Here is a 16,275-nt window from a genome sequence, read left to right on the forward strand (position 1 = left end):
TTCACAGATTACCCTTTAAAATATGTTGAAAAGATGGTGATTATCATTATAGGGGGTAATTATTTTGACAGATCATCATAATTCAAACCACACGGCTCAAACGCTTTTAGACCTTATACAGAAACAGAAAAGCATGAACAGCGATATGATCAAGGAGCTTGAGACCATTCATCCGTCTCATCCAAAGTATGGTGATATCCGTTATTTAAAGGTACTGCTCGATAGCAGCAGCACGCATATTTTAAAGGATTTAACGCACCTCAGTAATTTAATGCCGAAGGAAGATGTCCAATAAAAGAAAAACCCCTCTTATCGAGGGGTTTTCTTTATGAAGAAGTCACACTTTCTGTTTCTTTGACCAGCTGTTTCATACGCTTACGGTCACGCTCTAAAATAGGCTTCAAGTATTGGCCTGTGTAAGATGCTTCTTCTTTTGCAATGTCCTCAGGAGTGCCAGAGGCAATGATCGTTCCGCCGCCTGCACCGCCTTCTGGTCCGAGATCAACGAGGTAATCAGCAGCCTTGATAATGTCAAGGTTGTGCTCAATGACCAGCACCGTATCACCGTTCTCAACCAAACGCTGAAGCACTTTTAATAAACGGGCAATATCATCCACATGCAGACCTGTTGTCGGCTCGTCCAAAATGTAAAGAGACCTTCCGTTTGAACGGCGGTGAAGCTCAGATGCCAATTTCACGCGCTGCGCCTCTCCTCCGGACAATGTCGTTGCAGGCTGTCCAAGTGTAATGTATCCAAGCCCCACATCATAAATCGTTTGAAGCTTCCGCTTAATTTTCGGGATATTCTCGAAAAATTGGAGTGCGTCCTCCACCGTCATTTCCAGCACATCAGCAATGTTCTTCCCTTTATATGTGACCTCAAGAGTTTCACGGTTATAACGTTTCCCGTGACACACTTCACAAGGTACATACACATCTGGCAAAAAGTGCATTTCAATTTTAATGATGCCATCCCCGCGGCACGCCTCACAGCGCCCGCCTTTGACGTTAAAACTGAATCTGCCTTTTTTATAACCTCTTACCTTTGCTTCGTTGGTTTGTGCAAACACATCCCGCACATCATCAAAGACACCTGTATACGTGGCAGGGTTCGATCTCGGTGTACGGCCAATTGGAGATTGATCAATATCAATGACCTTATCCAAATGATCCATTCCTTTGATTTCTTTGTGCTGCCCTGGCTTCGCCTTCGCTCTGTGCAATTTTTGTGAAAGTGATTTTAATAGAATTTCATTCACAAGCGTACTTTTCCCTGAGCCGGATACTCCAGTCACAGCTGTAAAGACGCCAAGAGGAAACTTCGCATTCACGTTTTTCAGGTTGTTTTCTTTTGCACCTTTTATCTCAATATAGCGGCCGTCAGGCTTTCTTCTCTCGATTGGCAGCGGAATAAATTTCTCACCTGATAAATATTGTCCTGTTAATGATTTCGGATCCTTCATGACTTCTTCTGGCGTTCCAGCTGAAATCACTTCTCCTCCATGAACTCCTGCTCCAGGTCCAATATCTATTAAATAATCAGCGGCAAGCATGGTATCTTCATCATGCTCGACGACAATCAGTGTGTTCCCGATGTCGCGCATGTTTTTCAACGTCCCAATCAACCGGTCATTATCGCGCTGATGCAGACCAATGGATGGTTCATCTAATATATAAAGAACACCTGTCAGCCTTGACCCGATTTGAGTGGCCAGACGAATCCGCTGCGCTTCTCCACCTGATAGTGTGCCAGCTGACCGGCTCAAATTCAGATAATCTAATCCCACATTATTTAAGAAAGACAAGCGCTCTTTGATTTCACGCAAAATGAGCTGGGCAATCTGCAAATCTTTCTCAGACAACTCGATTTTTTCATAGAAATCAAGGGCATCAGAGACAGACAAATCGGTGATTTCTCCGATATGCTTGCCATTGATGAGAACCGCCAGCGTTTCTTTTTTCAGACGATATCCTTTACATGTCGGACATGGCTGATTCGCCATATATTTTTCCATTTGCTCACGAATATAATCAGAGCTGGTTTCTTTATAGCGTCGTTCAATATTACGAAGAACACCTTCAAACTCAATTTCATTTTCACGTACCTGTCCAAAATCATTTTCGTATTTAAAATAAATCCGTTCAGATCCGCTTCCATATAAAATTTTATCGAATAAATGCGATGGGATATCTTTCACAGGAATGTCCATGTCGATGCCATAATGTGTACATACGGCCTCAAGAAGCTGAGGATAGTATTGCGAGCTTTGCGGCTCCCATGGTGCAATGGCATGCTGACGTAAAGTCAGATCCTTATTAGGAATGACAAGCTCAGGGTCGACTTCTAGTTTGGAACCGAGCCCATCACAGCTCGGGCAGGCACCAAAAGGACTATTAAATGAAAACATTCTCGGCTCAAGTTCACCAATAGAGAACCCGCAATGCGGACAAGCATGATGTTCGCTGAATAACAGCTCTTCTTGTCCAATCACATCAATCATCACTCGGCCTTCACCTAGCCGCAGCGCGGTTTCAAGTGAGTCAGACAGACGAGCAGCCACGCCTTCCTTCACCACGATACGATCAATAACCACTTCAATGGAATGCTTCTTGTTCTTTTCAAGCTCGATATCTTCTGAAAGGTCTTCCATCTCTCCATCGACTCTCACTCGCACATAGCCCTGCTTCCGAATTTGATCAAGTACTTTCACATGTGTTCCTTTGCGGCCGGAAACAACTGGGGCAAGCACTTGTAATTTCGTTCTTTCAGGATAATCTAAAATACGATCTGTCATCTGCTCAATCGTTTGTGACGTAATTTCAATCCCATGTATAGGACAAATCGGTTTTCCGACTCGAGCATACAAGAGACGCAAATAATCATAAATTTCAGTAACAGTACCAACTGTTGATCTAGGGTTTCGGCTCGTCGTTTTCTGATCAATACTAATCGCCGGAGAAAGACCTTCAATGGCATCTACATCCGGTTTATCCATTTGCCCAAGAAATTGGCGTGCGTACGCTGAAAGAGATTCAACGTACCTGCGCTGACCTTCTGCATAAATGGTATCAAAGGCAAGCGACGATTTTCCTGAACCAGATAACCCCGTAATGACCACTAGCTGGTCACGCGGGATATTCACATCAATATTTTTAAGGTTGTGGGCTCTAGCACCTTTCACCTCTATTCGTTCCATAGCCATCAGGCAATCATCCTTCCGCTTTTAGCTCTAGCAATAGATCTCTTAATTCTGCTGCTTTTTCAAAATCAAGCGCTTTTGCTGCATCTTTCATTTCCATCTCGACTTTTTCGATCACTTTTTCTCTTTCTTTTTTGCTCATTTTCGAAAGCTTTGGTGCTGCTTTTGTTTCGTATTCTTCCGAATCCTCATGTATCTTTGTTGCCTTAATAACATCTCGAATTTTCTTATGGATGGTTTGTGGGGTAATCCCAAATTTCTCGTTATATGCTTCTTGCTGTTCTCGTCTTCGCTTCGTTTCTTGAATCGCAATGTCCATCGATTTCGTCATATTGTCTGCATACATAATGACCCGGCCTTCTGCATTTCTCGCTGCACGGCCAATCGTCTGGATGAGGGATCTTTCAGAGCGCAAAAAGCCTTCTTTATCCGCATCTAAAATGGCCACGAGCGACACCTCTGGAATATCCAGTCCTTCACGAAGAAGGTTGATTCCAACAAGCACATCATATTTACCGAGACGCAAATCACGGATAATCTCAATCCGCTCAAGGGTCTTAATTTCTGAATGCAGGTAATTCACCTTGATTCCGATTTCTTTTAAGTAATCTGTGAGATCCTCAGACATTTTCTTCGTTAGTGTGGTCACAAGCACACGCTCATTTTTCTCAATTCGTGCATGAATTTCTCCAATTAAGTCATCAATTTGTCCTTCAATTGGGCGCACCTCAATAATTGGATCAAGTAATCCTGTTGGACGAATAATTTGTTCCACAACCTCAGGCGTTTTCTCAAGCTCGTATGGACCAGGCGTTGCTGATACATGCACAATATGATTGATATGCTTTTCAAACTCATCAAAGGTGAGCGGTCTGTTATCAAGTGCTGATGGCAGGCGGAATCCGTGATCAACCAACACTTGCTTTCTCGCTTGGTCCCCGTTGTACATGGCACGGATTTGCGGAATCGTCACATGCGATTCATCGACAACAATCATAAAGTCATCTGGGAAATAATCAAGCAGTGTGTAAGGTGTTGAACCAGGAGGACGCAAGGTCAGATGTCTTGAATAATTCTCGATTCCTGAACAAAAGCCCATCTCTCTCATCATCTCAAGGTCATATCTTGTCCGCTGCTCAAGGCGCTGCGCTTCAAGCAATTTTCCATTTTCACGAAGCTTTTCAAGCTGTTCTTCTAGCTCTTGTTCAATATTGATAATGGCTTTTTCCATTTTTTCTTCTCTTGTGACGAAGTGAGATGCTGGGAAAATAGCCACATGATCACGATCACCAAGTATTTCTCCAGTCAACGCATCCACTTCACGAATACGTTCAATTTCATCACCGAAAAACTCCACTCTGATACAATGCTCATCTCGTGAAGCAGGAAAAATCTCAACGACGTCTCCTCTGACTCGGAAGGTTCCGCGCTGAAAATCTATATCATTACGAGAATACTGAATATCCACCAGCTTACGAAGGAGCTGATTGCGTTCAATCTCCATTTCAGTGCGCAAAGACAGCACAAGCTCTCTGTATTCCTCTGGCGAACCTAAGCCATAAATACAGGACACACTGGCAATGATGATGACATCCCTTCTCTCAAATAACGAGGACGTAGCCGAGTGTCTCAGCTTATCAATCTCATCATTGATGCTGGCATCTTTCTCAATAAATGTATCGGTCTGAGGTACATATGCCTCTGGCTGATAATAATCATAGTAACTCACAAAATATTCAACAGCATTATTCGGGAAAAATTCCTTGAATTCACTGTATAACTGACCGGCAAGTGTCTTATTATGCGCAATGACAAGCGTCGGTTTGTTCACTTCTTTGATCAGGTTGGAGACAGTAAAGGTCTTTCCCGTACCTGTAGCACCTAACAGCGTTTGATGCTGTTTCCCCTGATGGATCCCCTCAACAAGCTTTTCAATCGCCTTTGGCTGATCTCCTTGGGGCTGATAGTTAGAAACTAATTCAAAGCGGTCACTCACATCAAAGCCTCCGTTTCGTTACGAAATCTATCTAATGAATATATTATCATAAAAGAACACAAAAATACGAACTAAAGTTCGGCTCTCGCTTGATTTTTATTTCCAATACAGTCATACCCTCTCTCCCTTGGCAAATAACCCTCTTAAGAAAACCTTCCTTTCAGTATGGAACATTTTGGAGTGAGATATTCGATGAGCAGAAAAAGAAAGCTGTGCTTACTAGAAATCGTAAGCACAGCTCTTGTTTAAAACATGTCAGCTTTCAGCATTAAGATAACATCATTGATGTTTTTCAGCTTTTTCTCTCTTTTCGATTTCTTTTTTAGCCATAAACAAAGCCCCAGCTACTAAAGAAATAATATCTAATCCCACAATAAAGTAGGTTTCTGTATAGCCTTTCATATACGAAGCAAATAAAAGCGCTGCTGTTAACGCAATGCCTACGTAATGATTATAAGTAACCTTTGAAAATAAAATAACGAGCAGGAAAGGAAAAACTAGTGCAAATATGGCTTTTGTAATCACAAAAACCCTCCCTCTTCATGGTCTACTTCCTTGATTATAGTAAAGATTGGCATATTGAACAATTCACAGTTTTCAATTTTGCCTTTTTTCTTCATGTTCGGAGACTTTTGTTTTAGAAATAGCAGAAAATTAGTGAGATTGTCCCCTTTGTAAAGATAGGTCTTTCCGTCTTTGACAATAACATCCAATCAATTCTATGATTAAAATGATAGTGCGCACTATCATTTTGAAAAATAGAGAGACATACAAATCATTGGCTATTTGGATAAGGGGGCATTCCCATGTATTCAGTTTTATTTCATGCGGCTGAAGAATCCGCATCACTCGCAGGGGCAAAAGGCCTGAATTTAATCAAATTAAACAATCACGGCCTGCCAGTACCAGATGGATTTATTATTAAAACCAACAGCTTTGAAAGCTTTCTTTCATATCACAATCTGCAGCCAGCAGAACAAAACCTTTCTCAAAAAATCAAAGAAGCATCGTTTCCTTCACAAATGGAAGCAGAGCTGATTTCGTCCTTTCAATCCTTGCGGAAGACTTATCCCTCAGTTGCAGTACGATCCTCTTCTGTTGCTGAAGATCTCGAAGGCGCCTCGTTTGCAGGACAGTACGAGACCTATTTAAATATCAAAACAAATGAAGAATTTTTACAGGCGGTCAAAGAATGCTGGTCTTCTTATTTTGCAGCGAGAGTCACAGAATATAAGGAAGAGATGAATGAAAACGAGGAAGATATGCCGCTTATGGCCGTTGTCGTTCAAGGATTGATCCATTCTGACGTCTCCGGTGTCATCTTTAGTGAGAACCCCATATCGGGAAAACCAAATGAAATGATGCTGACCGCAAGCTACGGATTGGGAGAAGCAATTGTCTCCGGTCTTGTGACACCAGACACGTTTATTGTAGATAAAGAGAACTTTTCGATTGAAAAAACACTTGGGGCGAAAGAGCTACAAATTGTTCCTTTCCAAGAGGGTGTCATCGAGGAACCAGTAGCGGAGGAAATGGCTGACCAGTTTTGCTTAAACGATGATCAATTGATAGAAATCGCACAAATCACAAAACAAGTAGAAGAACTTTACGGACATGGAGTCGATATCGAATTTGGAATTGCAGATGGGTCGTTTTATTTACTTCAAGCGAGGCCGATTACTACAGCTCTCCCAAAAGCAGTAAATGAAACAGCGGGTGCTTCTTTTCAAATGAAGCCAGATGAGCTGCAGGATTTCTGGATTTCAATGGATGATCATATGCCTGGCCCAACGAGCCCTCTTTTCTCAAGCCTGATCATACCAGCCTTAAAAAGCGGGATGAAGAAAAATGGAGAAAAGTATCAAGTACCTGATATGAACATCAAAGATATTAAGCTTTACAGAGGCCACTTATACTCAGCACCGGCACTGCCAGAAGCGCAAGAGGGAGCTGCACCCGTTTTTGATGAACGTATATTTGAGCTATTTCCGCATTTAAGTGAACGGATGTATGAAATTCTAGAGAAAAATTTCTTTCCATTTTACGAAAAACTCGATCGCCAAATGAATGAACCTATGACCATTGAAAAAGCCATCATTGGCTTTGAAGAATTAAAGGATTTTTATATCCAAGCATATGATGATCATTTTGATATCGTCACACCGCAAGTCATACTATCATCCATCATTGAAGACATGCTTGTAACATATACCGGTGATCAAACACAAGTCGTCTTGATGCACGAAATGATGATAGGCGTGATGAACAAATCTCTTGAAACAGACAAGCTGCTATCTGATATAGCAAAGGATGTCCTTCAAGATCCAGAACTTCATCAGGCATTTATTCATCATGAAAAGAACGCGGACCTGTTATATGCACTCAATCACTCCGAAAAAGGGAAACATTTCATTTCGAAATTGAAGGATTTTCTCCAAGTTTACGGCTGGCGATCTGTTAAAAGTCATGACCTTACGGATGAGACTTGGGTAGAAAACCCGGAGTTTATATTAGATATCATCAGAAATAACATCCAGTCCCAATGTGATTTTGATGAAGAATTTGCAAAAGCAGTGATTAAAAGACAAGAGACGTATAAACATTTTATGAGTCAAGTGAAGGATGAGTCGTTTAAAACAAAATTTGAGACGCTGTATCAATTTGCCCTTCAAGCAGCGAATATCCGAGATGACCACCACTTCTACATTGATGCAATGTTAGATGCAAAAGCCCGGGTATATCTATTAAAAATTGGTGAGCTTCTCGCAAAAAAAGGAGCGATTCCTCATCAAGAAGATCTTTGGTATCTCTACGATGAAGAGGTACAAAAAGCGCTCACAACGTCTATCTCATTCGATTCGGTTATCCAGCAAAGAAAAATGGAAATGAAAGAAAATGAAGCCATTCAACCACCAGCTTACACCGGCACTCCAACTGAAGCTGAATTGCAGCAAGTGGAAAGAATGCTTGGTTCATTAAGAGAAAATGAACACAACACACACGATGTGATCCATGGAATTGGTGCATCCAGCGGTATTGTTTCTGGAAGAGTAAAAGTCATTACATGTGCTGATGAATTCTCACAATTTCAAAAGGATGATATTTTAGTTTGTAAAACGACCACACCTTTATGGACGAGCTTATTTAGAGATGCGAAAGCAGTCATCACCGATGCTGGAGGCATTTTATCTCATTCAGCTATTATTGCAAGAGAGTATATGATGCCAGCTGTCTTAGGTACTAGAATAGCAACTGAAACACTTCAATCCGGTGATCTTGTGACAGTAGATGGCAGCAATGGGCGCATTCAAATATTAAAGCAGCATTCGCGTTCATAAACTTATCATTTGGATGATATTGGCGCTCATAGGTTTTATCGGTATACTTACTTTGTTGCAAACACATTCATAACCTGAGGTGAGTATGCTTGTTAAAATCTACAAATCAACGAATCATTCGCGCAACAATGGATTTATTAACTGAAAAGGGCTATCAAAAAACAACAACCAAAGAAATAGCAACAAAAGCGAATGTGAGTGAAGCAACTATTTTTCGCAACTTTAAAAACAAACGCGGCGTCATTGCTGCCATTATGAAAATGAAATCAACACCGACAAAAACCCTAGAAGCAGAATTTAAAGGCGATTTATACACCGATTTAAAGTTTCTCGGCACCTATTTCCTTGAAGATTTGACTTCAAAAAAAGAATTTATTTATATCAGCATGCGAGAACCAGCTATGTTTAAGGATTTAACCAGTCATGAAAAGATTTATCCTCAAGAACTAAGAGAAATGCTGATACAATATTTCAAAAAGATGGGTGCCGAGCATCTTGTATTAAAAGGAAAAGAAGACATTTATGCAGACATCTTCATTAGTACGTATTTTGGATTTTTCATTCAGCAGCTAGAGCAAGATCTACAACTCGTGCTCACACAAAAAGAAGATTTTATTGAGACATGCACACACATTTTCATGAGAGGAATTTCTCCCGCTTAAAGGGTGAAATTCTTCTTTTTTACAAAAGGTGGTATACACATTGAGGTTAAAAAAAGAGAGTTTGGTCATCTATTCTTTGTTGCTTGGAGCTATACTAGTTCCAGTCAACTCAACGATGATCGCTGTCGCTCTATCATCCATTTCAACTTATTATAATCAATCCCTTTCAAACATCACTTGGGTTGTCACAATTTATCTTATTGTCATGGCAGTCACTCAGCCTATCGCTGGTAAGTTAGGAGATATATATGGACACAGGCGAATGTATTTAATTGGGGTCATGCTCTTTTTAATTGGCTCGATTGGATGTGCTTTAGCACCTAATCTAGCTTTTCTTATCACTTTTCGTTCCATTCAAGCAGCTGGTGGTGCTATTTTAACACCGAATAGCATTGCATTGATTCGTGCAACAGTATCCCCCGAAAAACTGTCTAAAACAATGGGATACTTTGGGTTTGGAGCCGGTATTGGTGCCGCACTTGGACCTTTTATTGGTTCGATTCTTATTCAGAGTTTTGATTGGCACTCTATATTCTTTGTAAATATCCCATTCTTGTTCCTTACACTTGTGACCGGCGTAATACTCATTCCAAAAATAAACCATACACGCTTACAAGCAAATGTGGACATCATTGGTTCATTGTACTTAACCATCGGGATTGCCACACTCATTCTATGCACAAAAAGCCATTTGCTAAATGAATACTTGATCTATGGAATTCTAGCGTTGATCGTCATTCCATTATTCTTTATACATGTACGGAAAGTAAAGAATCCGATCATCGATTTATCGCTTTTTAAAAACAGTTCATTTACAAATGCAAACCTGTCGATCATGCTAAGTAATTTTGTCATGTATGCCATCCTTCTAATTATGCCGCTGTTTATGGAACAACAACTTTCACTGTCTCATACACAAAGTGGTATCATTCTATCGGTATTTTCTCTTTGCATGTCTATTAGTGGCTTGCTAGGGGCAAGACTCCATCCGAAAAAAGGCGCGAAAAAAATGATTGGCTTTTCATTTATCTGTCTCACTTTATCAGGGATCATGTTAATCACACTCAGTCAGTACCCTACCTTACCACTGCTTATCGTGACACTTATCGCAGGTGGAATTTCATCAGGGATTGGAATGACTAGTATGCAGATGGCTTCTTTAACGTCTGTTGATCAAAGCTTATCCGGTTCAGCATCTGGTATTTTCTCTACCTTTCGATATTTTGGCAGTATCATTTCGTCTACATTGATTGGGATCATGAGTGGTTTTCAATCTTTATTTATTGTATTAATGGGTGCAGGCATTCTTGGTTTCTTTTTATCTCAACGTGTAAAAACAAAATCAACCTCCCCATCATCTGAACATTCCGCCTAATGGCTCCCTTGCTCTATGTCTATTTAGAGCGGGGGAGTTTTTCATCATTTGTATCACTGTAAGCTATAGCAAGTGCATCCATCAAATCCTGAAAATCATCTTTTTAAAAAGGAAAAATGGCATATGCCCCGACAAAAAAGGAACTTCAGGTGCAAATTGTCTCCCCTCACTCACCTAAAAACTCTTTTTCATTCTTTTCAGCATAAATAACTTCAATTTTTTTTCACAATTTTTGTGGTATGATTTTGAAAATAGAGAACGCAAAGGAGCGGAAGAATGGAACGTATGAAATATGTTTTAATCTGTTTATCAGCTCTACTTTTATTCTTGACAGGCTGTGGAAAAGAACAGCAATTTACACCGCCAGGCAGCTCTCAATCGATCGCTGTCATCTCTCAATTAAAAAAAGCCTCCTTTTCAATAGTTGATATACAAAAAAATAAAATGCTCTCTTCTGTGGATTTAAAACACCCACTTACTGATCTTATTCAAATCAATAAAGACGTCATCATCGCTACAAGTAAAGAGGGAGAATCCCTTATCGAAATCAATCTAAAAAATGGGACAGCAACAGATTATATGAATGTTGATAAAGGGCTGACTTCCCTTACATATGATGCAGCTTCTCATACATTAATTGCTGCAAATTCGCAGAAAAATGTCGTTTATTTTATTGATACGAAGAGTAAAAAAATAAAATCAACTGTGAAAACCGGAAAATTACCTTCTTCTATGACACTTTCTTCATCAGGTGTTTTATTTGTTTTAAATGCAGAAAGTCATACTGTCTCAGTCATAGATATTAAAAAGGAAAAAAATATACGTACGTTTTCTGTACTTGAACGGCCTTCTGGGATTCATTTTGATGGACAGTCCATTTGGATCGGCGGCCATGGTAAACAAGGTACCTTAAATAAAAGTATTCTTGCTTATGACCCTAAAACAGGCAAAAAACAGCGAGAAATAAAGCTAGGCGTTATGCCTGTTGCATTTTTTCCAGAGAAAAATTCTTCTACTTTATATGTACTATGTCATGGAGATCATACGCTATACAAAGTAGATACCAAAACAAATAAGCAGCTTGCTTCTGTTGAAACTGGTCAAAATCCGAATTATATCACCGCTGATACGACATCAATTTATGTGAGTAACTTGGATGACAACTCAGTATCCATCATCGATAAACACTCACTTATTATGAAAAATCAACTAAATGTCCCCTCAGGACCTTATGCTATCGTGTTGGAGGAAAAGAAATGAAGGAACAAATGCGTATTTTAATCGTAGATGATGAGCTTGATATGCTTGAGTTAATCGGGTCTTTTTTAAAGAGACATGGATTTCACATTACTACTGCGAATAATGGAAAAGATGCCTTGCATCAGCTTGAAAAGGAATCTATTGACCTTGTTGTATTAGATATCATGATGCCTGACATGGATGGATTTGAAGTCTGTCAGCGTATTCGACAAACATCTCAAATTCCAATTTTATTTTTAACAGCAAGAAGTTATGAGGAGGACCGAATTAGAGGACTTGAAATTGGAGCAGATGACTACATCATGAAACCTTTCAGTCTGCGTGAGCTTGCAGCAAGAATTGAAACAACCCTGAGACGAATTAGAGGTCTTTCGCTAAAGCGCAGCCGAATACAGATTGGTGACATGGAGATTGATCAAGATGGCAGACAAGTTTACCTCCATCAACAGCCCGTTAATTTAACAAGAAGAGAATTTGATTTACTCATGTTTCTTTTGCTCAACCAAGGACAAGTGTTTTCAAGAGAACACCTTTATCAAAAATTGTGGGAATCACATTCAACGAGCGGCTCTTTAAGAACAGTCGATACACATATCAAAACGCTGCGACTGAAATTAAAGGAAGCAGAACGATATATTAAAACCGTTTGGGGTGTCGGCTATAAGTTTGAGGAGGAAGAATGAAGCCATTATCGATTAAAAAGAAAGTACTCTTCTTAATCCTTGCAGTGATCGGAATCGTTGCAGCCTCAGCGCTTGCCCTTACTTTTTACTTATACCAGCATTTATATATTGATAAACAGATCGATTCCTTAAGTTTGCAAGGTAAGAAGCTGGCAGAAATCTATCACACACACGGGAAAGACAAGTATTTTACCGACAGAATGAAATGGGCAAATGACTCAAGTCAGGCGAACGTTATTTTTACAGATGATCCAATGGAACTTTCAAGTGGACTTCCTTTTGATACGGACACAAATGACAATCTCATTACGTTCAAGGAACGCCAAAAGCTCCTTCAAGGTGAAACCGTCGTGTTAATTAGAGAACACCCAAAGTTTCACCAAGATATTCTTGGCATCGCCATTCCTGTTTTCTCAATCAATGATGATCTATCGGGGACTATTTTCCTCTCCATGCCCTTATCAGATGTATATGAACCCTTTGTTCAAATTAGATTGACGCTTGGTATATCCATCTTATTGATTATGCTCCTGATATTCTTGATCGGATATAAGAGCTCCAATAAAATTGTGCAGACCATTAATAAAATGAAAGAAATTGCAATAGAAATGGAATCTGGTGATTTTTCAAAACGAATGGCCGTAACCAAAAAAGGAGATGAGTTAAACCAGCTTAGCCGCTCCTTTAATAAACTGTCTTCAACTCTCGAAAAAGTTGAACAGCACCGTAGAGAATTTCTTGCGAATGTCTCTCACGAACTTAGAACGCCTTTAAGTTATATGAAAGGCTATGCAGAAGGAATTGAAGAAGGGATCATTGATCAAAAGAAAGGGATGCAAATCATCCAAGATGAGGCCACACGTTTAAGCCGTCTTGTGCACGATCTTTTAGACCTTGCACAGTTAGAAGGAGACTCTTATCCACTAACGATGGAGCCAATTGTCTTTGCACAGCTGATCCACGATGTTCTTGATCAAATGGCATTCGTCGCTGATAAGAAAAGCATTACTTTCAAACGAACGCTTGAAGAGGATTGTATTGTTTATGGTGATAGCGACCGTCTCCAACAAGTGATACGTAATTTACTGGACAATGCCATTCATTACACGCCATCTGGGAAATCAATATCGATTGAATTACAAGCTCACCAAAGTGTTGCTCAATTGAGAGTGACTGACGAAGGCAATGGTATTCCAAAAGAAGATCTTCCACATGTTTCTGAGCGATTTTATCGTGTAAATAAAGCACGAACAAGAAAAGATGGCGGCTCTGGCCTTGGATTAGCCATTGTCTATCAAATCATCAAAAAACACCATGGGACATTCAACATTCAATCTGAGCCTGGCTTTGGTACAACAGCCATCATTCAACTTCCCAATGCTCCATTCAATGAGAGCTCACCTACTCTATAGCTACTCACATATTTTACTCTCATTGGAATCACTATTTTATCTGATAAATTCAGTATCCATAGAACTTTCTACAACTTGAACAGCTCTTTTCATTAAGAGCTGTTTTTATTTCTAAAAAATAAAAAAATGGCCTTTTTTTATTAACATTTTATTCATATTTGCTTGTTACACTTTTTTCAAGTGAAGAAAAAGGAGTGACATGCTTTTGATCAGACGTTTTCAGAAATTTGATATTTATTTATTTTTCATATTGATCATATCTGCCATCTTAAACATTTATAACATTTGGGAAGATGATACGGTGAATGCGTATTATACTGCGGCTGTCACAAGTATGATGCAAAGCTGGCATAATTTCTTCTTTGCTTCATTTGATCCAGCAGGATATGTCACGGTGGATAAACCCCCGCTCACCTTCTGGCTGCAAACGATGAGTGCCAAAATTTTTGGTCTCCATGGATGGAGCGTCATCTTGCCTCAAGCTTTAGCAGGCATTGGATCTGTTTATCTGATCTATCGTCTTGTCAAACCAACTTTTGGTCAAGCAGCGGCAAGATTAGCGGCACTTATCATGGCGTGTACACCTATTGCGGTTGCTGTATCTCGAACAAATAATATTGACAGCTTACTTGTCTTTATACTTTTACTAGCAACAGGAATGATGTTCAAGGCTGTAAAACAGCAAAAGGTTCTTTGGGCGATTGTTTCGTTTGCGATGATTGGCGTCGGCTTTAATACAAAAATGCTACAAGCCTATATGATCGTACCAGCACTCATTCTTTTTTACATCATTGCCTACCGAACGACATGGAAGAAAAAGTTGTTATCACTGATGATTTCAATGATTGTTCTTTTAGGTGTATCTGCTTCTTGGTCTATCGCTGTTGATCTCACTTATAAAGACAATCGCCCTTATATGGGATCAAGTCAATCGAACTCAGCACTAGAATTAGCCTTTGGTTACAACGGTCTTCAGCGGTTGACTGGTCAACAGTCTGGCGGGGGAGGTGGCACAAATCAGGGTGAGGGACAGCCACCTTCACAGCAGGGTGATCAGCAAAATGACAATGATTCATCCACCATGCCTCAGCCGCCATCTAATGGAAATCAAAACAACTCAGACAATTCAAACCAATCATCCAGTCAGGAACAGCCTTCAATGCAAGGACCACCAAGCAGTGCAAACGGCACAACACCACCTGATATGCCATTTGGCGGTAATGGTGATGGGCCGCCAAATGGCGTGGGCGGAAAAATGGGAAATGGCTCCGGCATGTTTGGTACAGGAACCAAAGGACCGCTACGTCTGTTCCAATCTGAACTATCCGATCAAATCAGCTGGCTGCTTCCATTTGCAATCTTCGGTGCGATTGGTATCTTCTTCTCGACTGCCTTTGAAAGAAGACGTCTCAATACAAAACAAAAAGAAACTCTATTTTGGTTAGCTTGGCTTATACCTGTTGCTGCATTTTTCAGTGTAGCAGGATTTTTCCATCATTATTATTTGATCATGCTGGCACCACCAATTGCTGTATTAGCAGGAGCCGGATGGGTTTCGATGACACAATTATTTCAAACAGGAACTGGGTTTAAAAAATGGCTGCTTCCAATTGCGATATTCGTTACAACAGCATTTGAAACCTTTATCCTATCCACTTTTACAAGCACGATCGGTCTTGGACTAAGCATTGCAGTCGGTATCATTGGTGTTGGAACAATCCTTTCTCTGCTTTTGATAAAAGGAAAAGAAAAACGAAAACAATTCGTGTCTCTCATCGCCATCCTTGGCATGCTGGTTGCACCACTATACTGGGCAAGCACACCTCTTCTTTATGGAGGAAATAGTATGCTTCCAGAGGCTGGTCCTCAGCTTGCCACTTCAAGTGGCAGCATGAGTTCACAAGTCAATGAAAAGTTGATCAGCTATCTTGAGAAAAACAATACGGGAGAAGAATTCCTATTCGGAACAACAGATGCAACCACTGCTTCACCTTACATTATTAAAACTGGAAAAGCTGTTATGGCATTAGGTGGATTTAGTGGATCTGATAACATTCTCACTCTTAGTGAATTCAAACAGCTCGTCAAAGACGGCAAAATCAAATACTTCTATCTTTCTGGTATGAGAGGCGGCAGCTCTGACATTCTAACTTGGATTCAAAAAAATGGAAAAGAAGTATCTGCTTCTAAATGGCAGAACAGCTCTACATCCAAAGTGAACCAACAAACAGACAGCCAACAATCAGAACAAAATGATCAGTCAAATGGACGAATGGGCGGAATGGAGAGCGGCACTCTTTATGAACTATCCGTTGATTAATTCATCTATTAAAAGGGAGGAACGATGAC

Annotated in this window: 11 protein-coding genes; 8 read left to right on the top strand and 3 right to left on the bottom strand. The window is 40.1% G+C overall.

The annotated features are described in order from the left end of the window. The first annotated feature begins 64 nt into the window (after window positions 1-64). Window positions 65-295: a hypothetical protein gene (locus tag NSQ72_RS16310; protein WP_034281058.1), complete on the top strand. Its 231-nt coding sequence runs from the start codon at window positions 65-67 to the stop codon at window positions 293-295. Between the two features lie 31 nt (window positions 296-326). Here NSQ72_RS16310 and uvrA read toward each other — a convergent pair whose 3' ends face one another. From uvrA to NSQ72_RS16325, 3 genes are all read right to left on the bottom strand, one after another. Next, complete coding sequence (gene uvrA, locus NSQ72_RS16315) at window positions 327-3,203, bottom strand: excinuclease ABC subunit UvrA (RefSeq protein WP_341084669.1); 2,877 nt, start codon at window positions 3,201-3,203, stop codon at window positions 327-329. 7 nt (window positions 3,204-3,210) lie between these two features. Continuing rightward, window positions 3,211-5,196 carry an excinuclease ABC subunit UvrB gene (gene uvrB, locus NSQ72_RS16320; protein ID WP_039181713.1) on the bottom strand — a complete coding sequence of 662 codons (1,986 nt, stop codon included), beginning with the start codon at window positions 5,194-5,196 and terminating at the stop codon, window positions 3,211-3,213. A gap of 279 nt (window positions 5,197-5,475) precedes the next feature. Then, window positions 5,476-5,721, bottom strand: coding sequence for a CsbA family protein (locus NSQ72_RS16325; protein ID WP_025093987.1), 246 nt, complete (start codon window positions 5,719-5,721; stop codon window positions 5,476-5,478). 281 nt (window positions 5,722-6,002) lie between these two features. Here NSQ72_RS16325 and NSQ72_RS16330 point away from each other — a divergent pair, with 281 nt between their 5' ends. The 7 genes from NSQ72_RS16330 (at window position 6,003) to NSQ72_RS16360 (ending at window position 16,246) form a co-directional block, all read left to right on the top strand. Then, on the top strand, window positions 6,003-8,534 hold the full coding sequence (locus NSQ72_RS16330) for a PEP/pyruvate-binding domain-containing protein (RefSeq protein WP_341084672.1): 2,532 nt from the start codon (window positions 6,003-6,005) through the stop codon (window positions 8,532-8,534). Between the two features lie 89 nt (window positions 8,535-8,623). Further along, on the top strand, window positions 8,624-9,196 hold the full coding sequence (locus NSQ72_RS16335; RefSeq protein ID WP_126682352.1) for a TetR/AcrR family transcriptional regulator: 573 nt from the start codon (window positions 8,624-8,626) through the stop codon (window positions 9,194-9,196). 40 nt (window positions 9,197-9,236) lie between these two features. Beyond that, window positions 9,237-10,571, top strand: a complete 1,335-nt coding sequence (locus NSQ72_RS16340) for an MFS transporter (protein ID WP_341084677.1) — start codon at window positions 9,237-9,239, stop codon at window positions 10,569-10,571. 276 nt (window positions 10,572-10,847) lie between these two features. After that, complete coding sequence (locus NSQ72_RS16345; RefSeq protein WP_039181725.1) at window positions 10,848-11,831, top strand: surface antigen; 984 nt, start codon at window positions 10,848-10,850, stop codon at window positions 11,829-11,831. Then, entirely contained in the window at window positions 11,828-12,514 is a 687-nt protein-coding gene (locus tag NSQ72_RS16350) for a response regulator transcription factor (protein ID WP_039181727.1), read from the top strand. The genes NSQ72_RS16345 and NSQ72_RS16350 overlap by 4 nt, the downstream gene beginning before the upstream one ends. Next, a complete protein-coding gene (locus NSQ72_RS16355) occupies window positions 12,511-13,926 on the top strand; it encodes a HAMP domain-containing sensor histidine kinase (protein ID WP_341084680.1) in 1,416 nt (471 codons plus the stop codon). The genes NSQ72_RS16350 and NSQ72_RS16355 overlap by 4 nt, the downstream gene beginning before the upstream one ends. A 205-nt stretch (window positions 13,927-14,131) precedes the next feature. After that, complete coding sequence (locus NSQ72_RS16360; RefSeq protein WP_341084683.1) at window positions 14,132-16,246, top strand: ArnT family glycosyltransferase; 2,115 nt, start codon at window positions 14,132-14,134, stop codon at window positions 16,244-16,246. Window positions 16,247-16,275 lie beyond the last annotated feature (29 nt).

This window comes from Bacillus sp. FSL R5-0659 (assembly GCF_038008785.1).
GTDB classification, from domain to species: Bacteria; Bacillota; Bacilli; order Bacillales; family Bacillaceae; genus Bacillus; species Bacillus safensis.

What these genes read in the sequence shown, in the direction of transcription:
- NSQ72_RS16350 (WP_039181727.1), top strand. Translation starts at nt 11,828, where the DNA reads ATGAAGGAACAAATGCGTATTTTAATCGTAGATGATGAGCTTGATATG.
- NSQ72_RS16355 (WP_341084680.1), top strand. Translation starts at nt 12,511, where the DNA reads ATGAAGCCATTATCGATTAAAAAGAAAGTACTCTTCTTAATCCTTGCA.
- uvrA (WP_341084669.1), bottom strand. Translation starts at nt 3,203, where the DNA reads ATGGCTATGGAACGAATAGAGGTGAAAGGTGCTAGAGCCCACAACCTT.
- NSQ72_RS16330 (WP_341084672.1), top strand. Translation starts at nt 6,003, where the DNA reads ATGTATTCAGTTTTATTTCATGCGGCTGAAGAATCCGCATCACTCGCA.
- NSQ72_RS16345 (WP_039181725.1), top strand. Translation starts at nt 10,848, where the DNA reads ATGGAACGTATGAAATATGTTTTAATCTGTTTATCAGCTCTACTTTTA.